Consider the following 19,893-nt stretch of genomic DNA (forward strand, 5'->3'; position numbering starts at 1 on the left):
CATGCCCAGCGTGAACTCCTCCGAGCCGTTCGACGTGCCCCCGCTCGTGTCCATCGTGATGGGGTCGGACTCCGACTGGGCGACCATGAAGGCTTCCGCAGAAGCGCTCTCCGAGTTCGGTGTTCCGTTCGAGGTGGAGGTCGTCTCGGCACACCGCACGCCCGAGAAGATGATCGCCTTCGGCAAGGATGCCGCCTCCCGCGGCATCAAGGTCATCATCGCCGGCGCAGGCGGTGCTGCAGCGCTCCCTGGCATGCTGGCATCGGTCACGACGCTGCCCGTCGTCGGCGTGCCCGTGTCGCTGTCGCGTCTGGACGGCATGGATTCGCTGCTCTCGATCGTGCAGATGCCGGCCGGCATCCCGGTCGCGACCGTCGCCATCGGTGGGGCGAAGAACGCGGGCATACTCGCCGCGCGCATCCTCGCCACGAGCGACGAAGCGCTCACCGGTCGGCTCGCGGACTACGCCGCCGGACTCATCGAACTCGTCGAACAGAAGAACGCCGACCTCATCGCATCGCTATGAGCGTCGTCAAGTCGATCCGGTACCCCATCCGTTACCCGAACCAGGGCTCCCGTGATGTGATGACCAGGCGCGGCTGGTGGCTCGTCGTGCTCAACCTGATCATGCCGGGCAGCGCGCAGGTGCTCGCAGGCAACCGCAAGCTCGGCCGATTCGGTCTGGTGAGCACGCTCATCCTCTGGGCGGCGGCGATCGTCGTGCTCGTGATGCTCCTGGTGAAGCCGACGGCGGTCCTCGGGTTCTTCGCTCAGACGCTCGCACTCTGGGCGGTGCAGATCTTCGCCATCGGTTACGCCGTGTTGTGGGTGGTGCTGACGCTCGACACGCTCCGGCTGGTGCGGCTGGTGAGGGCGAAGCCGTCTGCCCGTGCCGCGATCGCAGCCTTCGCGGTGGTGCTCCTCGTCGGCGTCTCGGGGACGGCTGCATACGGTGCGGTGCTGGCCGGGAGCGCGCGCGGAGCGCTCAGCGGGATCTTCTCGGCGTCGGCCTCTCTTCCACCGTCGAACGGGCGCTACAACATCATGCTGCTCGGCGGCGACGCCGGTCCCGGACGCGACGGCATGCGGCCCGACAGCATGTCGGTCGTCAGCATCGACGCGAACACCGGCCAGGCGGTTTCGATCGGCGTTCCACGCGATCTGGATCCCGTGCCCTTCAGCGACGGGTCTCCGATGCAGAAGCTGTACCCCGACGGATACGGCTACAACGACAACTGCGACGTCGACGTCTGCCAGCTGAACTCGATCTACACCGAGGTCGAGCTCTACAAGTCGAAGCTGTACCCGAACGCCACGAAGAACAACAGCCAGCCGGGTATCGAGGCGATGCGCGATGCGCTGGAGGGAGTCACCGGTCTCAAGATCCAGTATTACGTCCTCATCGACATGGAGGGCTTCTCGCAACTGGTGGATGCCCTTGGCGGGGTGACCATCGACGTCAAGCAGAAGCTCCCCATCGGCGGCGACGAGAACCTCGTCGGCGTGACCGGATGGATTCAGCCAGGTGTGCAGCACATGAACGGGTACACCGCGCAGTGGTACGCGCGATCACGCGAATCGACCAGCGACTACGACCGCATGGCCAGGCAGCGCGAACTCGAGGATGCCATCCTCAAGCAGTTCACGCCGCTCACGATCGCCACCAAGTTCCAGGACATCGCGAAGGCCGGCGCGCAGGTCGTGAAGACCGACATCCCGCAGTCCAGCATCGGATACTTCGCCGACCTCGCCGAGAAGACCAGGACTCTCCAGCAGCAGAACCTGGAGCTCGTACCGCCTGCGGTCGATCCGACGGATCCGAATTTCGATCAGATCCACTCGATGGTGCAGAAGGCGGTGACGCCGCCTACGGCGAGTCCGAAGCCGTAGGGGTGGATCAGCTCGTGGGCGGATCGGCGAACGCGTGCTTCGGCACGAACAGCAGCAGCCCCGCGCACAGCACGGCCGTGAGCCCGCAGACGATCCACACCGTGTAGTAGCCGCTGAGTGTTCCAGCGGTGTCCGTGGCGGATGCCGTCGGATTCGCCAGTGCGATGCCGAAGACCGCTGAGGCGATCGCGCCTCCGACGGTCTTGACCGAGTTGGTGAGGCCCGTCGCCACGCCCGTTTGGTCGAGCGGGGCAGCGGATGCCGCGGCCGCCGGCAGTGCCGCGATAAGTGCTCCGGATCCAAGACCAGCGATCAGCATGTTTACCACGACCTGCACGTAATCCGCGTGGAACGGCAGGAACAGCAGGTATCCGATCGCGACCAGCAGGCTCGCGCCGATGAGGGCGACGCGCGGTGCGATCCAGCGGGTGACGACGGGGAGCAGAAGGGCACCGGCGACAAGGGAGATGAGGTAGACACCAATGAGGGCGGAGGTCATCCCCGCCGAGGCGCCGAGGCCGTATCCATACTTGTGGACATCCGTTCGAGCGAACGTCGAGAGCGGCACCTGGGCGCCGAGCACGCTGACCCCGAAGAGTCCGGCCGTCACAAAGACCGGCCACAGCGACGACGAACGGAACAGCCGTACGTTGACGAGCGGATCGCGCTGCTTGAGCTCGTACAGCGAGAACGGGATGAACAACGCGATGCCGACCACGATGACGGCCCACGGCCAGAAGGATGCCGGGCCGTTCAAACGCAGGAGGCTGAGCCCGCCCGTGAGCCCGAGCAGGGCGAGTGCCACGAGGATGAGTCCGCCGTTGTCGAAACGCGTAGGGATTGCGCGGCGGGCGACGGCATCCGCGGACTCCTTGATTCCGAAGAGGACGACGAAGAAACAGGCGACCACGGCGATGGCAGGGACCAGGAGAAGGCCCTGGATGGGCAGTGCGCCATCGAGCGCTCCGGATGTCAGCGCACCGGCGATCGCACCGACTTCGAGCGCGCCGACGAGGATCCCCGCCGCTCGACGCGTAAGAGCCGACGGCGTTGGGTGGTCCTGACTGCGCGAGAACACGATGGCGATCTCGAGCGGCAGCCACACCGAGTAGAAGCCCATGACGGCCCACGCGATCAGGAAGAGCCAGAACACCCCGGAGAAGGCAACGGTGATCGCCGCCAGGGCGGTGATGGCCGTGGAGATGAGCAGCATCCGCCGGTGGCCGACCATGTCGCCGAGCTTCGCGAACGCGGGCACAGCGATCGCGGAGGCTGCCAGCTGCGCAGCCTCCAGCCAGTTGAGTTCGGGGTCGGTGACGCCGAGAAACCGTGCGATGTCGTGGTACAACGGCGTGTAGTAGCCCTGGATGACGCCGGAGGTGAACTCGACGAACGCGAGAAAGCCGATGACGGCCGTGATCGAGCGCATGCTGATGCGCGTGGTGGACGTGGCCGACGACATGGGGCTCCTTCGCCGCTTCGGGTGACGATGTAGCCTAACTGACTCGCTGTCAGTTGTCGTTCGGCAGCACCTCGATGAGCCGCCGGTAGAACCGCTCGCCGCGCTCGAGGGCGTCCACCGTCACGTGCTCATCGATGCCGTGGATGCTCTCCCGCTGCGCCCCGGTCATCTTCAGGGGCGAGAAGCGGTACGTCGCCGGGCTGAAAACGTGGAAGTAGCGGCTGTCCGTAGCGCTCATCTGGATGTAGGGGATGCTCGGGATGCCGTCGTAGGCGTCCGACACCGCAGCCGATAGGAGGCGGAACTGCTCTCCGTCGACCGGCGAGATCGGGGACGGGTCGTGCTGCTCCTGTGCGCTCACGGTGACGCCCCTGTCGCGGATGACGCGCCGAACGCGGCGGAGGGCGGTCGTCGCCGTCTCGCCGGGTGCGATTCGCACGTTGAGCACCGCCGACGCCTCCTCGGGCAGCACGTTCGCCGCAGTTCCGCCGCCCAGCATGGTCACGGCGAGCGTGGTGCGCACGACCGCCGCGGCCTCGCCTGCCATCGCGGCGAGCATTCGTGCGCCGAGCCACGGCACGGCCACGATGATGCGGAACGCCACCCGCATCGCGCCGCGGGTTGCCGGGACGAAGCGACGGAACATGTCCCTGGTGACCTGAGGCATCCGGGCGGGGAACGGGTGGGCACGCAGGCGGGAGGCCGCGCGGGCGATCCTGTCGGTGGCGGTCAGTTTCGGGGGAGCAGACGCATGGCCCGGGTCGGAGCGTGCCGTCAGCGTGATCGTGACGATGCCCTTTTCCGAGACGCCGACCATGGCGGCGTCCATCCGGATGCCCTTCAGCGGCTCGTCCACGACCGCGCCGCCCTCGTCGAGCACGATCCACGGGTGGATGCCCCGTCGCTGGAATTCGGCGGCCGCCTCGCGAGCCGCTGCCCCGTGCGACTCCTCGTTGCCGCCGAGCCAGACGTAGAGATCGCGTGCCGGGGTGAAGTCGGCGGCGAGGAGGTTCTCGACCGCGTCCAGCAGCACGCACACGGCGCCCTTGTCGTCCAGCGTGCCGCGTCCCCAGACCACACCATCGTCGATGACGCCGTCGAACGGAGGCCGGCTCCAGGCGCCCTCATCGCCGACCGGGACCACGTCGTAGTGGGCCATGAGCAGGGCGGGGGATCCGCTGGTGCGACCTGGCCAGCGGAACAACAGGCCGAAGTCCGTGATCTTCTCGAACTCCAGGCGTTCATGGACGAGCGGATACAACTCCCGCAGCAGCTCCTCGAAGTCGTGGAAGGGGCCCGGCCCGGTGGCGTCGACGTGCGCGGAGACGGTCGGGATGCGGACCATGCGCGACATCCGCTCGGCGATGCCTACTCGTACCTGGACGTCCATCGCACCAGCGTATCCAGCCGTCGACCCGTCACGCCGTGTCACGAAGATCACACCGTGGTAGGGGGTCGCGGATACCTGCGAGTGACGCGTGGGACAAGAGCGACGGACAGGCTGGAGAGGCACGGTCATCCGACCGCGAGCGAAGCAGGGGCCGAACGAGGGGGACCATCATCGATACCGTCAACGCCTTCATCGCGAGTGTGGTCTCCACGCCGTGGGTGCCGTTCGTGATCGCACTGTTCGTGGTCGTCGACGCCTTTCTGCCGCCCGTGCCGAGCGAATCGCTCATCATCGCCGCGGCAGCAGCCGCAGTCTCGCTGGGTCAGCCGAACCTCGTTCTCGTTGTGGCGTGCGCAGCCGTCGGCGCGATCATCGGCGACAACCTCACCTTCTCGATCGGCAGATCGGTCGGCCTGGAACGGTTCGCCTGGATGCGCCGCCCCCGCATGCGCGCCGCCCTTCAGTCCGCAGGCCGCGGCATCGCACGGCGACCCGCCGTGTTCCTGATGAGCGCGCGGTACATCCCGGTCGGCCGGGTCGCCGTGAATCTCGTCGCCGGCGCCTCGGGATTCCGGCGCCGCACGTTCTTCCTGCTGTCGATCGTCGCCGGAGTGACGTGGGCGACGTACTCGGTCGCGATCGGACTTCTCGCCGGCCATCTGCTCCACGGCAACGCGCTGCTCGGTATGCTCGTCGGAATCGCCGGGGGAATCGTGTCGGGCGTGCTCGTCGACCTGGTCATGAGGCTCGCTGCCCGTCGTGCCGCCTCACGAAGCTCGACGGAGTCGGACCAACGGAATCCCGAGCGTCGTGAGTCGGAGAGCATCGGGGTGGAATGACGAAAGCGGAGAGGCCACGCGAGTCGCATGGCGACCCGGCTCGGCCAGCTGGAGCGCGACCCGATCGAGCACGCCGTGATCGGAACAGGACCAACCTCAAGCGCCTGGATCTCGGACGCATCGGCCTGTGGACGATCGTCATCCTCGGTGCCGTCACCATCCTGGCCGTCGGCTCCGCGCTGCCCGCGGCGGCGTTCGGCGTACCCGTCGTGTTCTCACTCATCCTTGCGGCCGGCCTCGCAGGCTCGATGGTCCTCAGCCTTGTGCGGCCGACCCTTGCGACGGTCCTCGTCGTGGTCTCCGTGCTCGGCTTCGCACTCGTGACACCGCCATCCGGCCCCTGGCCGATCATGGTGCCATCGATCATCGCGCTCGCGGTGGTCGTGCTTCTCGTCTCGCGCACCCGGTGGTTGATAGGTCTGATCGCGGTTCTCGTGACGGGTGCCGGCGGAATGGTCATCGCGATCGCGAGCCCGACGACGACGGATGTCAGTGGAGCCGCCACAGCAGACCTCATCGTGTTCGTGTCCATCGCCGCCGCCGCGTGGCTGATCGGACTCCTCATCGGCAAGTGGGCTGCGGTGCGAGCCCAATTGCTCCGGGAACGGGCGATCTCGGCCGCCGAGCTCGTCCGCCGCGAAGCTGTCGAACAACGCACCGAGCTCGCTCGGGAGCTCCACGACGTCGTCGCGCATGGCATGAGCGCGATCCAGGTGCAGGCGTCCTCGGCGCGGTACCGCATTCCGGGGCTGTCCGAGACCGCGGCCGCCGAGTTCGACGAGATCGCGGGTCTGGCACGCTCGTCGATGCGCGAGATGCGGGCACTGCTGGCCGTGCTGCGCAGCGAGGATGCAACCGGTCAAGGGGTTCCGCAGCCCACGGCCGCCGACGTGCCCGACCTGGTGGCAGCCGCGGTGCGGTCCGGTTCGCGTATCGAACTCGACGACCGGCTCACCGTTGACGAGCGCGCCGCACTCGATCCGGTCGTCTCGCTCACGCTCTACCGGGTGGTGCAGGAATCCCTGAGCAATGTGGCGCGTCACGCGACGGGCGCCGACACGCTCGTGACCATCGAGGTCGGCGACGCCGGGCTCTTCGTCCAGGTGCGCAACGGCGCGGCGACCGGCAACGGCGGGGGAGACCTCGCGGTTCCGGATGCCGGCGGCAACGGCATCCGTGGCATGCGCGAGCGCGTCACGCTTCTCGGCGGCACGCTGGAGGCGGAACACACGGATGACGGCGGGTTCGTCGTGCGCGCGGCAATCCCGTTGAATGGTCAGAAGGAGCTGGGCGGTTCGACCGACCCGAAAGGCATGGAATGACGATCAGCGTTCTCGTCGCGGACGACCAGGCGATGGTGCGCGCCGGATTCGCCGCCATCCTCGATGCGCAGCAGGGGATCAGCGTGCTCGGCCAGGCCTCCGATGGAGTCGAGGCCATCGCGCTGGCGCGCAGCCTGCGGCCGGATGTCGTGCTGATGGACGTGCGCATGCCGAACCTGAACGGGATCGACGCGACGCGCGAACTCGTGACTCCGAGCCGCGGTGAACCGCACGTGCCGCGCGTGCTCGTGCTGACGACGTTCGACGCCGACGACTACGTGTACGACGCGCTCGCCGCGGGTGCGAGCGGATTCCTGCTCAAGGATGCCGCGCCCGACGAGCTCGTGCACGCCGTGCGGATCATCGCCGACGGTGATGCGCTGCTCGCACCGAGCGTGACGAGGCGACTCCTCGAGAGATTCACGGCGCAGCGTCCTGCGTCGCCGCGTCGGTCGGTGCAGCTGAACTCGCTGACCGAGCGGGAGCGGGAGATCCTGGTGCTCATCGGCCGCGGATACTCGAACTCCGAGATCGCGGGCGAGCTCTTCATCGCGGAGCAGACCGTGAAGACGCACGTCAGCCGGATCTTCACGAAGGTCGGCGTGCGGGACCGCGTGCAAGCGGTCATCCTGGCGTACGACACGGGGCTGGTGCAGCCGGCTTCCTGACCGGGGTCTGGTCCCCCGCCGGTCGCGCGGACCGTGAACGAACCTCGGCGGACAACTCGCGAGCTCATGGCCGAGGGCGCAGGTCATCCACTGTTCGCATCCGATGTCCTGCACGTTCGCGTCCGCACTCGTGCACTTTCGCGGAGGTGACGCGGCGCTTGGCCCCTACCGGGGTAGGGGAGCGGAATGGCTCCGGGCGGTGACGCGGCGCTGTGTGTGCGCTTCGTACGTTCTAGCCGGCGGCCATGCAGAGCCGACCGGGAAGAGAGAGCATCGTGTCCGTCGACATCCCCATCGCCGCTCAGCCGGCCGATCCGCGAGACGAGCAGCATCGCGTCAGGAACAGCCGAACGTGGGAAGCGCCGCCAGCGCCTCTGGCATCCGTTCCCGCTTCCGTGCGCGTTCGGGCGCGGGACGGTGCCGTCGACCTTGCCAGAGCGTGGTGCCTCACCGTGGTCGTCGTGATGCATGCGCTCATGGTCGGTGTGACGATGGGCGCGGGCGGACCCGTGCTCGAGAACGCTCTCGAGGGCTGGTCGGGCTTCGCTCCGTTCACCTGGTTCGCCCAGATCATGCCGTTGTTCTTCGTGCTCGGTGGCTTCTCCGCCCACGTTCAGTTCACGTCGCTGAACTCTCGCGGCGTGACGGCGTCCGGCTACATCGCGTTGCGGATGCGCCGCCTACTGCGGCCGGCGCTCGCGGCCATCGCTGCGATCGTGCTCGTGCTGGCCGTGCTGACACTGCTCGGAACGCCTGCCGACATCGTCGCGATCGCCGGATTCAGGCTCAGCCAGCCGTTGTGGTTCCTCGGCGTGTATGCGCTGACGACCGCCGCGGTGCCGCTCGCCCTCGCGGCGCATCGCCGCGCGCCGTGGGCGTCGGTAGGCGCGCTCGCCGGGCTCGCGGCGACCGTCGACATCGTGCGATCGGCGACCGGCATGGCCGGCATCGGCTTCCTCAACCTCGTGTTCGTCTGGCTGCTGGTGCAGCAGTTCGGATTCTGGCTCGCCGAGGACCGGATGCCTCGCTCCCGCCTGGCCGTCGCCGCCCTCGCCGTCGCTGCTTACGGAAGCCTTGCGCTGCTGTGCACCTTCGGCGTGTTCTCGTTCGACCTGCTCTACGATCTCAATCCGCCGTGCTTCGCACTGGTCCTGCTCGGCATCGGTCAACTGGCTCTCTTCCGGCTGTTCGCCCCCGCACTGCGACGGATGCACGCCCTGCGTCCCGTGAACGCGATCGCCGGTTGGATCAACGCCAGGGCGATGACCGTCTACCTCTGGCACATGCTCGTGCTCGTGCTGCTCGCGGGCGTCCTCGTCCTGGTTGCGAGCGGCGTCGGGATCCTCGGCGGCGCGGAGCTTCCTGCACTGCGCTCCGGCGAGTGGTGGGCGACGCGTCCGCTGTGGCTGGTCTGCGTGATCGCGGCGGTGGCGCTGGTCGTCACGGCGACGTCGCGATGGGAGACCGCGCCAGCGGCTCCTGCCGACCCGAAGCGGCCGGTCGGGTGGGGCGCAGCATCCGCTTCGGCACTGCTGGCGATCGCGGGCGTGGTCGTGATCCTGGTCACGGGATTCACGATCGTCGGCGGCGTTGTCGGCCTGGCGTGCATCGCAGCCGGCCTGCGGCTCGCATCGGGACAGCCGATCGTCGGTTCGCGAGTCGCGTCGGAACAGCCGGCTGGTGGCGTGCTTCCGTCCCTTGCCTGTTCGGCTTCTACTCGACCGGCGCAGCCAGCGACGGAATGAGCTCGTCCAGCACCTCGATGGTGTGTTCCCACCCGCGCACGGCGAGGGTGGGAACGCCCATCGCAAGCACCGGGTAGTCGTTGCCGTCCGGATCGAGCCGGTCGCCGATGAAGAGCATCTCGGTGAGGCGGATGCCGGTCAGCTCGGAGAGCCGACCGATCCCGTACGCCTTGTCGATGCCGCGCCGGGTGATGTCGACGGATGTCGACCCGCCCGACCGCACCTCGAGGTCGGGGATCAGGTCCTGCACCGCTGCCCGCAGCGTGTTCTTCTTCTCGCCGGACGGGTCCCACGCGGACTTCGCCGACACCGGCGCCGACTGGCCGAGCGCGGAGAACGTGATCTGCGATCCGCGGTCCTCCAGGATCGGACCCCACGTCTCGGACTCCCAGTACCCGAGGCGACGCGCCTCCGACTCGACCGCATCCAGCGCACGCTGCTTCTCGTCGTCGCTCAGATCCTGGGCGTACACCTTGGTCCAGTCGCCATCGACGAAGCGGAAGTACTGCGTGCCGCAGGTTGGCATGAGGTGCAGCCGCTCGAGGGCGGCGGGGGAGGCATCCGTGAGCTTCTCGATCACCTGCGCCGAGAACTGCCCGAACTGCCCGCCGGAGATGACACACACCGGCACTGCGTCGAGCAGGTCGGTGAGGCGCTGCGCCATCGCGGGGTCCAGCGGCGACTTGGACGCTGCGAGCGTGTCATCGAGGTCGAAGGCGACGAGGCGGGGAGAGAACGCGATCAAAGGGTGATCCTGGAGGTGAGGCACGCGAACGTGCGGACGACGGGTGTGTTCCGGCTGACACGGCAGTCTAGTCAGCCGACTCTGAATGGGCGGACAGAGGCCTAGAGCTCAGCGTGCAGCAGCCACACCCGCTCGGCGGAGTCGCGCCAGCTGAAGGCGGCGGAACGATCCATTCCCGCGAATCGCAGGCGTTCCTGCACCCCTGGGTCGGCGAGCACGGCCGCGATCGCCTGAGCGAGGCGCGCCGGGTATCCCTTCGCGTCCTCCCGCGGCACGGCGATGCCGGCGCCGAATGCGACCTCGCGCACGGCCGGGTCGTCCGAGTGCACCACAGGCGTGCCGAAGCGCATCGCCTCGACAACGGGCAGACCGAATCCGGATGCCAGGTTCGGGTACGCGAAGACTCCTGCGCGACTCAGCACGACGGCCAGATCCTCATCCTCGAGGGTCCCGAGCACGAGGACACGTCCTTCGGGCAGCCCGCATTCCATGGCGACGGTGCTGATCGTCTCGCCGCGGAACTCCTCGGGACCGACGACGACCAGCGGCATCCCGTCCAGCAACGGATGGCTCATCGCCTTCAGCAGTTCACGGAGACCCTTCCGCGGGTCGAGGCTCGACACTGTGGCGACATACTGCGCGGGCAGGCGGAGTCGGGCGGCGCGGACATCCGCATCCGCCGGCAGGCGCAAGGTGTCCGAGGGCGCACCACCGATCACCCGGATGCGATCACCGAGGTGTGCCACGTCTTCCAGCTGCTCGGCCACGGCGTGCGTCGGCACGACGATGGCGTCGGCGAACTTGCGTGCGCGCTTGAACATCGCCTTCTGCCAGGCGGTCTGCGTGAGGCCGAGCTTGTCGGATGCCGTCCACGCGGACGCGTCGTGCACGGTGACGGTCGTCTGGTCCAGGTCGTCGGTGTCGTGGCGGAACAGCGGCGCGAGAAGGCTCGGCGCATGGATCAGCCCGCCACCCATCGGCAGCTTGACGCCCATCTGCCACGCAAGGGCCACCTCCCGAGGGCCGACGGGCAGAGAGTGCACGTCGGCGAGACCGGGCAGGAGCTCCTGCAGACGTCGACGGTCCGTCTCGTCGTGGGCAGCTATCACACCCTCGACGACGCATCCGCGCGGCGCGGTCGCGACGAGCTGCCTGGTCAGTTCCAGGCTGTAGCGCGACACGCCATCCGGCACGTCGCTGAGGACATCGTCAACGATCACCCGCAGGGTTGTCATCGAACACCTTTCGATCGAACGCGTCCGCCAGAGCGTCACGCCAGTCTCGCATCACGGGCAGCCCGGCCGCTTGCCAAGCGTCGTGACCGAGAACGGAATACGCGGGCCGCGGGGCAGGACGCACGAAAGCATCACTTGTGGTCGGCTGCACTCGTGCCGGGTCGAGTCCGGCGAGCTCGAAAGCGGCGCCCGCGAGGCCGAACCAGGTCGTTTCGCCGCTTGCCGTGCCGTGGTAGATACCTGCCGTTGCGCCGGAATCGACGAGGTGCACGAGCTGTGCGGCGAGATCCGCCGTCCAGGTCGGCTGACCCACCTGGTCGTCGACGACGCTCACCGTTTCGTGCGATGCCGCGAGGCGGAGCATCGTCTTGACGAAATTCGGTCCGTACGTGCCGTACAGCCACGCGGTGCGAACGATGAAGGTGCCGTCGGGATGAGCGGCCAGCGCGAGCTCCTCACCGGCGGCCTTTGTGCGTCCGTAGGCGTTCAGAGGGTCGCGGGGGGCACCCTCGGCGTACGGCGCGAGCGCATCGCCCTGGAAGACGTAGTCCGTCGAGATGGTGACGAGCCGAGCACCGGCATCCCGTGCTGCAATGGCGAGGTTCTCGACGCCGAGTGCGTTGACCGAGTAGGCGAGACCTTCGTGCGTCTCTGCGTCGTCGACCTTCGTATAGGCGGATGCATTGAAGACGACGTCGTGGCCCGCGACCACTGCGGCCACCGCATCGCGGTCGGTGACGTCCAGTTCGGCACGGGAAAGAGCGGTCACCTCACGGTCGCCGAGAGCGGACTGCAGATCGTGGCCCAGCATCCCGGATGCGCCGGTGATCAGGTAACGCATACCGCTACTGCCCCTGCGCCCTGTAACGGTCTTCGGTCGCCTGCTTCTGCGGAGCCCACCAGTCTTCGTGGTCCTTGTACCACTGGATCGTGGCGGCGAGGCCTGCGGCGAAGTCCGCGTAGCGCGGGGTCCAGCCGAGCTCCGTGCGCAGCTTCGTCGAGTCGATGGCGTAGCGCAGGTCGTGGCCGGGACGGTCGGCGACCAGGTCGTACGCGTCCGCCGGCCTTCCGAGCTCGCTCAGGATGAGTTCGACGACCTGCTTGTTGTTCTTCTCGCCGTCTGCGCCGATCAAGTAGGTCTCACCGATGCGGCCCTTTTCGAGGATGGTGAGGACAGCTGACGAGTGGTCGTCGGCGTGGATCCAGTCGCGCACGTTCTCGCCCGAGCCGTACAGCTTGGGACGTTCCCCGCCGAGAACGTTGGTGATCTGGCGCGGGATGAACTTCTCGACGTGCTGGTAAGGGCCGTAGTTGTTCGAGCAGTTCGAGATGGTCGCCTTCACCCCGAACGAGCGCACCCAGGCACGCACGAGCAGGTCGCTTCCCGCCTTCGTCGACGAATACGGGCTCGAGGGGTTGTACGGCGTCGACTCGGTGAACTTGGCCGGATCATCGAGCTCGAGGTCGCCGTAGACCTCGTCGGTCGAGATGTGGTGGTAGCGGACTCCGTACTTCCGCGCTGCTTCCAGCAGCGTGAACGTTCCGACGACGTTGGTGTGCACGAACGGTTCGGGATCCGACAGCGAGTTGTCGTTGTGGCTCTCGGCTGCGTAGTGCACGACGGCATCGTGATCCGCGAAGAGGCGGTCGACCAATTCGGCATCGGCGATGTCGCCCTTGACGAACGTGAATCGGTCATCGGGAAGCCCGTCGAGCGAGGCGAGGTTGCCTGCATAGGTGAGCTTGTCGAGCACCGTGACGGTGTGGTCGGTGTTGTCGATCAGATAGTGGACGAAGTTCGAACCGATGAAACCGGCACCGCCGGTGACGAGGATCTTCATGCGTTAAAGGGTGCTTTCTGGTCGAGAGACTGCGGCCGAGTCTACTGAAGGCCCATTGGTAGACTCTCCCGGTGCAAATCCGCGAGCTGACCGTGCCCGATGCCTACGAGATCACCCCGGTGCAGCATCGGGACGACCGTGGAGTGTTCCTGGAGTGGTATCGGTTCGATCGTCTGGAGGAGACCGTCGGCCACTCGCTGAACCTTCGCCAGGGGAACACGTCGGTGTCGCGTAGGGGCTCCGTGCGCGGCATCCATTTCGCCGACGTGCCGCCCAGCCAGGCCAAGTACGTGACGTGCACTCGCGGAGCGGTGCTCGACTTCGCCATCGACATCCGTGTCGGCTCTCCGGCATTCGGCACCTGGGACACCGTTCTGCTCGATGACGTCGACCGTCGCGCCATTTACGTGCCGGAGGGGCTCGGTCATTGCTTTGTGGCGCTGACCGACGACGCAACGGTGAGCTACCTCGTCACGGACGTGTACAACCCGGGGCGCGAGCACGGCATCAACCCGCTCGACCCCGACCTCGCGCTCGAGTTCCCTCTCCTGCAGGAGGACCTGTTGTTGTCGCCGAAGGATACGGATGCGCCCGGCCTGGCCGAAGCCAGGGAGCAGGGGCTCCTGCCCGACTATGCGGCCGCGAAGGCGTTCTACGCGTCGCTGAACGGAGCGAACTGAGATGCGCGGAGTCATCCTGGCCGGCGGATCGGGCACGCGCCTATGGCCGATCACCAAGGGCATCTCGAAGCAGCTGATGCCGATCTACGACAAGCCGATGGTCTACTACCCGCTCTCGACACTGATGATGGCGGGCATCCGCGAGATCCTGATCATCACGACCCCGGAGTACAACGATCAGTTCCAGGCGTTGCTCGGTGACGGATCGGATCTGGGACTGCGTCTCGAATACGCGGTTCAGCCCTCACCGGACGGGCTGGCGCAAGCATTCATCATCGGCGAAGAGTTCATCGGTGACGAATCGGTAGCGCTCGTGCTCGGCGACAACATCTTCCACGGGACCGGCCTCGGGACAGCGCTGCGGCACGTGACGAACGATGCCGGGGCCACGATCTTCGCCTATCACGTGAGCAATCCGCGGGCATACGGCGTCGTGGAGTTCGACGACGACTTCAAGGCGGTGTCCATCGAGGAGAAGCCGGACCGGCCGAAGAGCAACTACGCGGTGCCCGGACTCTACTTCTACGACAACCACGTGGTCGAGATCGCGAAGACGATCGAACCGAGTGCGCGTGGTGAACTGGAGATCTCGACCGTCAACGAGCGCTACCTGCAGGCGGGCACGCTCAACGTCCAGGTACTCGATCGGGGCACGGCGTGGCTCGACACGGGAACGTTCGAGTCGATGATGCAGGCCTCGGAATACGTTCGGGTGATCGAAGACCGCCAGGGAACCAAGATCGGCTGCATCGAGGAGATCGCGTGGCGCGCGGGCTGGATCGATGACGATCAGGTGCGAGTTCTCGCCGAGCCGCTGTTGAAGAGCGGCTACGGCCGCTACCTCGTGGGTCTCCTCGAAGCCGAGTAGCGAAACTACGACGTCTCCCAGCCGCCACCCGGGCCGGCGGAAACGCGTCCCTTCGCCCACGGGTCTGTCATGGGTTGCCCAGCAGACGATGCCCTAGCATATTTCAGTTGTCTCACGGACGGAACCCGAATGATCTCACCCTGGTTGGTCGCCATTCCGCCGTTTGTGGTCGCAACCGCTCTGTTCGTGCTTCCTGGACTGTTGGTTCGGATCGCTGGGTGGAATGTCCGCTCGTTGGGCTATTACTTCATCTCGCCGGTCATCTCCTTGGCGATCGTCGGCGTTGCGGCGAATGTCGGTCCTTTGATCGGTCTGCGCTGGTCGCTCCTCCCTGTCGCTATCGTGACCGTCTTCGCCGTCGCTATCGCGTATGGGCTGAAACGCTGGGTGGGTCGAGGGCAAGTGGTCGTGAAGCGCCCTCAGAAATGGGCACTTATCGCGAGCGTCGGCGGGCTCGTGGGTGCCGCTATCGTGATGGCGGCGCAGTTGACGTACGTATTCGTCGGCCCTGAGAACATCTCGCAGTCGTTCGACAACGTTGCACATCTCAATTCGGTCCGGTTGGCACTCGACAGTGGGAATGCATCGGCCGCAACGATCGGAAGCGTCACCGGAGCGACACTGTATCCGGACGGATGGCATGCATTCGTCACGCTTGTCGTGCAATTGACCGGCGTCAGCATTCCGGTAGGCGTCAACGCCACGAATCTCGCGATCGGGGCGATCGTGTGGCCGGCATCGTGTATCGCGCTCGCATCCGTGTTCTTCAGGGATCGTCCGGCCGCCCTGGTCTCGGCGGCGGCGTTGTCAACTGGATTCGCGGCCTACCCGATCGCGATCTTGTGGTGGGGTGTGCTGTATCCGAACTTCACCGGATACGCCGTTGTCCCGGCTGGTGTCGCAGCGGTCCTGCTGTTGCTCCGATCCGAGGGTGTCCGAAATCGAGTCAGGGCGGCGGTCCTCGTCCTTGTGGCGCTCCTGGGCACAGGAATTGCCCACCCGAATGCGTTCCTGGCTGTCGTCGTGTTCGGCGCGACAATCGCTCTCGACTGGCTCATCAGGTACGGAATCGGTGTTGGCACTCGCCGAGGATGGATCATCGCCTCGTCTTGGATCGTCGGCACCGTCGTGTTTGTGGTGGCCTTGTTCTGGTTCGTACGAACACCCGTTGCTGCAGCGACGTGGCCCCCGTGGGGTACGACCTGGTCGGCGATCAAGCAATCTCTCACGATGGGCACAGGTGGCTATCCGATCACTGTCGTGGTGGTGATCCTGCTCGCGATCGGTGTGGTCACCGTGGTGGCTCGACCCAAGTGGCTGGCCGTTCTTCTTCCCTTCGCGGTCGCAGCGACACTTTTCGTTCTCGTGTCAGGAACGGATGTGGGAAATCCCCTTCGTCAGCTCCTGACGAATCCGTGGTACAGCGACTCGTATCGCATCGCCGCTCTGCTTCCGGCCGCTGCCATCCCGCTCGCGACTCTCGGCGTCGTGACCGTCGTCGATATCGCCGCGACCGCAGCGAAACGAGTGTCTATTCCGCGTGTCGTGTCGGGAATCGTTGCCGTGGCTGCAGCAGTTGCCCTGTTTGTGCTCGTGGGCGCCGTGGGGCCCAACGTGCGGGGATACGCTACTGCGGCTCGCGCGAGCTATCAGATGACTCCATTCTCATGGTTGTTGAGCCCGGACGAACGGACGCTGATCATGCGCCTGAAGTCCGAAGTCTCCGGCGGCTCCGTCATCGCCGGCAGCCCGAGGAACGGCGCATCGTTGGCATACGCGCTCGCGGGGCGCCACGTGACGGAGCTCTACGTCTTCGGCCCGAAGAATTGGAATCAGAGGATCATCGCTCACCACCTACGGGACATCGAGACAGATCCGCGGGTCTGTCGCGCAGTCCGCGCCGAGCACGTGGGCTACGTGCTGGACTTCGGTTCGGCACCTGATGTACAGAACAAACCTGAGCTGGGGAAGGCCGAATACAACGGGGTGCAGGACCTCACGCCGAACTCTCAGCTCCACCTCATCGACCATCAAGGACCGGCGAAGTTGTTCCGCGTCCAAGGGTGTTGAAGCGCCGTAGCACGGCTGCGGAAAGGAAGACGTTCATATGAACTACGACTTGCTCGTCGTTGGATCCGGGTTCTTCGGGTTGACGGTCGCTGAGCGCTGCGCCAACGAGCTAGGACTTCGCGTGGCGGTCATCGACCGACGCTCACACATAGGGGGCAACGCTTACAGTGAGCTTGATGCCCAGACTGGCATCGAGGTCCACCGCTATGGCGCGCACCTCTTCCACACGTCCAACAAGAACGTGTGGGATTACGTGAACCGCTTCACGCAGTTCACGTCGTATCAGCATCGCGTTTACACCACGCATAAGGGAGAGGTTTTTCCGCTCCCGATCAACCTCGGGACCATCAACCAATTCTTCCGCTCTTCTTATTCGCCCGATCAGGCGCACGCCCTCGTCGTCGAGCAGGCTGCCGAGATCGCTTCTGGGGACATCTCGAACCTCGAAGACAAGGCGATCTCCCTCATCGGTAGACCGCTGTACGAGGCCTTCATTCGGGACTACACCGCTAAGCAGTGGCAGACGGATCCCAAGGAGCTGCCGGCAGAAGTCATCAGCAGGCTGCCCGTGCGCTACAACTACGACAACCACTACTTCAACGACACCTACGAGGGCCTTCCTGTCGACGGCTACACCCCTTGGCTCGAGCGGATGGCAGACAACCCGAAGATCGACGTCATGCTCGACACCGACTTCTTCGACGAGGGATCGCCGTTCGTCAAGCACTCCACTGTCGGTGCCATCCCCATCGTCTACACGGGTCCTGTCGACAGATACTTCGACTACGCCGAGGGTGCACTGTCCTGGCGAACCCTCGACTTCGAACGCGAGGTCCTGAGTGTGGGGGACTTCCAGGGAACGTCGGTCATGAACTATGCGGACCTGGACGTGCCGTATACGCGCATCCACGAGTTCCGGCACTTCCACCCCGAGAGGGACTACGATCCGAGCCGCACGGTCATCATGCGGGAGTACTCGCGCTTCGCGGAATCCGGCGACGAGCCGTACTACCCGGTGAACACACCTGAGGACCGTGCAACGTTGCTCGCATACCGTGAGCTCGGCGCGGCCGAACAATCCGTGATCTTCGGAGGGCGGCTCGGCACGTATCAGTACCTCGACATGCACATGGCGATCGGATCTGCGCTCTCCACCTTCGAGAACAAGCTGAAGCCGCTCTTCACGAGGTCCTGACCCGCGGGTGGGGGCCGTCGACGTCCGCAGGAGACGTCGTCGGCCTCGCCGCACCCCTCACCGGTCGTGGAGCTGCAAGGCTTGATCGCCGCCGCAAAGTGTTCCCGATAGCGCTCAGTTCTCGGGCAGAGCGCCGATCGCATCCTCGATCGGGCCATCGAACACGACCTTGCCCTTGCGGATCACCACTCCGCGTTGGCAGAGGGCGGAGACCATCGCCATGTCGTGGCTGACGACCACCATGGTCTTGCCCTGCAGGATCAACTCTTCGATCTTCCGCTGGCATTTCTCGCGGAACGGCGCATCGCCCACGGCGAGGATCTCGTCGACGAGCAGGATGTCGAGTTCGGTGTGGATAGCGACCGAAAAGGCAAGCCGAAGGAACATTCCGGACGAATAGTGCTTCACCTCGGTGTCGATGAACCCGCCGATCTCCGAGAACGCGACGATGTCGTCGAATCGCTCATCGATCTCCTTGCGCGACATCCCGAGGATCGCGGCGTTCAGGTAGACGTTGTCCCGTCCGGTGAGATCGGGGTGGAATCCTGCGCCGACCTCGATGAGGCCGGCCAGCCGTCCGCGCGTGAGGATGCGGCCCTTGTCGGGGAGCAGAACCCCCGAGATGAGCTTGAGCAGTGTCGATTTTCCGGACCCGTTGTAGCCGAGCAGCGCGACCGCCTCGCCCTCGTGGATCTCCAGCGAGACGTCCGAGAGAGCCGAGAACGTGGTCGAGAGCTTCTTGCGGCGGATGAAGCCGACGAAAGCCTCTTTGAACGAGTGCGTGTGACGAAGGATGAAGGTCTTCGTCACGTTCTTGACGATGATGCTCGGCGGGGCCGAAGTCATTTCTGTTCCCACTGGCGGGACAGAGCTCCTTGTGTCAGAGATCCTGGGCAAAACGACCCTCGAGCTTCCGGAAGGTGAGCTGCCCGACGATGAGGAAGGCGATCGACGTCAGGACTGCGATGAACGAGAAAAGAAGGAGGTTCGGTGGTCCTTCGGGAATGCTGCCATGCAGCGTCGGCGTCCAGAATGCGAGGTGCATCAGCTCGACCGCGGGGGTGAGCGGGTTCAGCATGTAGACGGTCTGCGCCCACTGCGGGAGCGCGGCCTGCACGGAGTGCCAGTGGTAGAGAACTGGCGATGCCCATGTGGCGAACAGCAGGAACAGCTCGACAAGGTTCTGGGCATCCCGGAATGACGTGTTCACTGCGCCGAAGAGAAGCCCGAGGCCGGTCGAAAGGATCGTCACGATGATCACGCCGAAGAGGAAGCAGAGCAGGGCAAAGAAGCTCGGAATCCAGCCCGTGATCAGGCATCCGACGAAGAGCACGACAACCTGAGGTAGGAAGTGGATGAAAGCCACGAACACCGCTGCCAACGGGAAGAGTTCCCGTGGTAGGTAGATCTTCTGCACGAGGGCGCCGTTGTCGACGATCGATCTGGTGGCGTTCGTGAACGCCTCGCCGAACAGGTTGATCACGATCATGCCCGAGAACAGATAGATCGGGAAGTTCGGGACGCCCTTGTTCAAACCCAGGAACACTCCGAGCGCGAAGAAGTACACGAAGAACTGGGCGGCAGGCTTGACGTACGACCACGTCCACCCGAGGACCGAGCCGTGGTACCGGGTCTGGATTCCTTTGCGCACCAGCAGCCGCAGAAGGTACCGATAGCGGAAGATGTCAAAAAGACCACGGCTATGACCGGGTGTCACGAAGCCCTGTGCTCCGGCGTGGTAAGTGGTCGTCACGGCGTGGGGGTTCCTTAGTGAAGGCTGCTCTTCCGGCAGCGGCGCATTCGACCTCCAAGGGGGAGTCGTAAACCTCACCAAGTGTAGTCGTTGAGAAAGAGGCTTATCGCGGTCGCTCCCAGGTTGCCGACGATCGGGATTCGTGGGTCGAACCGGCGTGTCTCGCATGGCACGGGGGCCGGAGACGCCG

The 19,893-nt window shown here is 65.7% G+C and carries 18 protein-coding genes; 10 read left to right on the forward strand and 8 right to left on the reverse strand.

The window, feature by feature from the left end:
• The first annotated feature begins 1 nt into the window (after position 1).
• Positions 2 to 526 (forward strand): 5-(carboxyamino)imidazole ribonucleotide mutase, encoded by a 525-nt coding sequence (purE, locus tag HII28_RS14345; RefSeq protein ID WP_170026308.1) that lies wholly within the window; start codon positions 2 to 4, stop codon positions 524 to 526.
• Positions 523 to 1,890 carry an LCP family protein gene (locus HII28_RS14350; RefSeq protein WP_240978009.1) on the forward strand — a complete coding sequence of 456 codons (1,368 nt, stop codon included), beginning with the start codon at positions 523 to 525 and terminating at the stop codon, positions 1,888 to 1,890. Before purE ends, HII28_RS14350 begins: the two co-directional genes overlap by 4 nt.
• Before the next feature lie 7 nt (positions 1,891 to 1,897).
• On the opposite strand, the gene HII28_RS14355 is transcribed toward HII28_RS14350, so the two are convergent.
• Together HII28_RS14355 and HII28_RS14360 are read right to left on the reverse strand one after the other, a co-directional pair.
• On the reverse strand, positions 1,898 to 3,352 hold the full coding sequence (locus HII28_RS14355; RefSeq protein WP_170026310.1) for an MFS transporter: 1,455 nt from the start codon (positions 3,350 to 3,352) through the stop codon (positions 1,898 to 1,900).
• 49 nt (positions 3,353 to 3,401) lie between these two features.
• Positions 3,402 to 4,742: a M20/M25/M40 family metallo-hydrolase gene (locus HII28_RS14360; RefSeq protein WP_170026312.1), complete on the reverse strand. Its 1,341-nt coding sequence runs from the start codon at positions 4,740 to 4,742 to the stop codon at positions 3,402 to 3,404.
• A 200-nt stretch (positions 4,743 to 4,942) separates the two neighbouring features.
• Here HII28_RS14360 and HII28_RS14365 point away from each other — a divergent pair, with 200 nt between their 5' ends.
• The 4 genes from HII28_RS14365 (at position 4,943) to HII28_RS14380 (ending at position 9,316) form a co-directional block, all read left to right on the forward strand.
• Positions 4,943 to 5,581 (forward strand): VTT domain-containing protein, encoded by a 639-nt coding sequence (locus HII28_RS14365; RefSeq protein ID WP_346769343.1) that lies wholly within the window; start codon positions 4,943 to 4,945, stop codon positions 5,579 to 5,581.
• Positions 5,578 to 6,903, forward strand: a complete 1,326-nt coding sequence (locus HII28_RS14370) for a histidine kinase (protein WP_170026314.1) — start codon at positions 5,578 to 5,580, stop codon at positions 6,901 to 6,903. The genes HII28_RS14365 and HII28_RS14370 overlap by 4 nt, the downstream gene beginning before the upstream one ends.
• Complete coding sequence (locus HII28_RS14375) at positions 6,900 to 7,571, forward strand: response regulator transcription factor (protein ID WP_170026316.1); 672 nt, start codon at positions 6,900 to 6,902, stop codon at positions 7,569 to 7,571. Before HII28_RS14370 ends, HII28_RS14375 begins: the two co-directional genes overlap by 4 nt.
• Positions 7,572 to 7,846: 275 nt before the next feature.
• Positions 7,847 to 9,316, forward strand: a complete 1,470-nt coding sequence (locus HII28_RS14380) for an acyltransferase (RefSeq protein WP_170026318.1) — start codon at positions 7,847 to 7,849, stop codon at positions 9,314 to 9,316.
• Here the strand turns inward: HII28_RS14380 and HII28_RS14385 are convergent.
• The 4 genes from HII28_RS14385 to rfbB all read right to left on the reverse strand — a co-directional run bounded on the left by HII28_RS14385 (position 9,285) and on the right by rfbB (position 13,137).
• Complete coding sequence (locus HII28_RS14385) at positions 9,285 to 10,061, reverse strand: HAD-IIB family hydrolase (RefSeq protein WP_170026319.1); 777 nt, start codon at positions 10,059 to 10,061, stop codon at positions 9,285 to 9,287. The two genes, HII28_RS14380 and HII28_RS14385, sit on opposite strands and share 32 nt — an antisense overlap.
• Positions 10,062 to 10,162: 101 nt before the next feature.
• A complete protein-coding gene (locus HII28_RS14390) occupies positions 10,163 to 11,296 on the reverse strand; it encodes a glycosyltransferase family 1 protein (RefSeq protein WP_170026320.1) in 1,134 nt (377 codons plus the stop codon).
• On the reverse strand, positions 11,271 to 12,137 hold the full coding sequence (rfbD, locus tag HII28_RS14395) for a dTDP-4-dehydrorhamnose reductase (RefSeq protein WP_170026322.1): 867 nt from the start codon (positions 12,135 to 12,137) through the stop codon (positions 11,271 to 11,273). The genes HII28_RS14390 and rfbD overlap by 26 nt, the downstream gene beginning before the upstream one ends.
• Positions 12,138 to 12,141: 4 nt before the next feature.
• Positions 12,142 to 13,137 (reverse strand): dTDP-glucose 4,6-dehydratase, encoded by a 996-nt coding sequence (rfbB, locus tag HII28_RS14400; protein ID WP_170026324.1) that lies wholly within the window; start codon positions 13,135 to 13,137, stop codon positions 12,142 to 12,144.
• Between the two features lie 71 nt (positions 13,138 to 13,208).
• Here rfbB and rfbC point away from each other — a divergent pair, with 71 nt between their 5' ends.
• The 4 genes from rfbC to glf all read left to right on the forward strand — a co-directional run bounded on the left by rfbC (position 13,209) and on the right by glf (position 17,950).
• Complete coding sequence (rfbC, locus tag HII28_RS14405; protein WP_170026326.1) at positions 13,209 to 13,817, forward strand: dTDP-4-dehydrorhamnose 3,5-epimerase; 609 nt, start codon at positions 13,209 to 13,211, stop codon at positions 13,815 to 13,817.
• A gap of 1 nt (position 13,818) precedes the next feature.
• Positions 13,819 to 14,685: a glucose-1-phosphate thymidylyltransferase RfbA gene (gene rfbA, locus HII28_RS14410; RefSeq protein ID WP_170026328.1), complete on the forward strand. Its 867-nt coding sequence runs from the start codon at positions 13,819 to 13,821 to the stop codon at positions 14,683 to 14,685.
• A 129-nt stretch (positions 14,686 to 14,814) separates the two neighbouring features.
• Entirely contained in the window at positions 14,815 to 16,755 is a 1,941-nt protein-coding gene (locus tag HII28_RS14415; protein ID WP_170026330.1) for a DUF6541 family protein, read from the forward strand.
• Between the two features lie 37 nt (positions 16,756 to 16,792).
• On the forward strand, positions 16,793 to 17,950 hold the full coding sequence (gene glf / locus HII28_RS14420; RefSeq protein ID WP_170026332.1) for a UDP-galactopyranose mutase: 1,158 nt from the start codon (positions 16,793 to 16,795) through the stop codon (positions 17,948 to 17,950).
• A gap of 114 nt (positions 17,951 to 18,064) precedes the next feature.
• On the opposite strand, the gene HII28_RS14425 is transcribed toward glf, so the two are convergent.
• Together HII28_RS14425 and HII28_RS14430 are read right to left on the reverse strand one after the other, a co-directional pair.
• Positions 18,065 to 18,796 (reverse strand): ABC transporter ATP-binding protein, encoded by a 732-nt coding sequence (locus HII28_RS14425; protein ID WP_170026334.1) that lies wholly within the window; start codon positions 18,794 to 18,796, stop codon positions 18,065 to 18,067.
• Between the two features lie 34 nt (positions 18,797 to 18,830).
• Positions 18,831 to 19,703 carry an ABC transporter permease gene (locus HII28_RS14430; RefSeq protein ID WP_346769344.1) on the reverse strand — a complete coding sequence of 291 codons (873 nt, stop codon included), beginning with the start codon at positions 19,701 to 19,703 and terminating at the stop codon, positions 18,831 to 18,833.
• Positions 19,704 to 19,893: the final 190 nt, after the last annotated feature.

The sequence above is a fragment of the Planctomonas sp. JC2975 genome (assembly GCF_012985205.1).
GTDB lineage: Bacteria > Actinomycetota > Actinomycetes > Actinomycetales > Microbacteriaceae > Humibacter.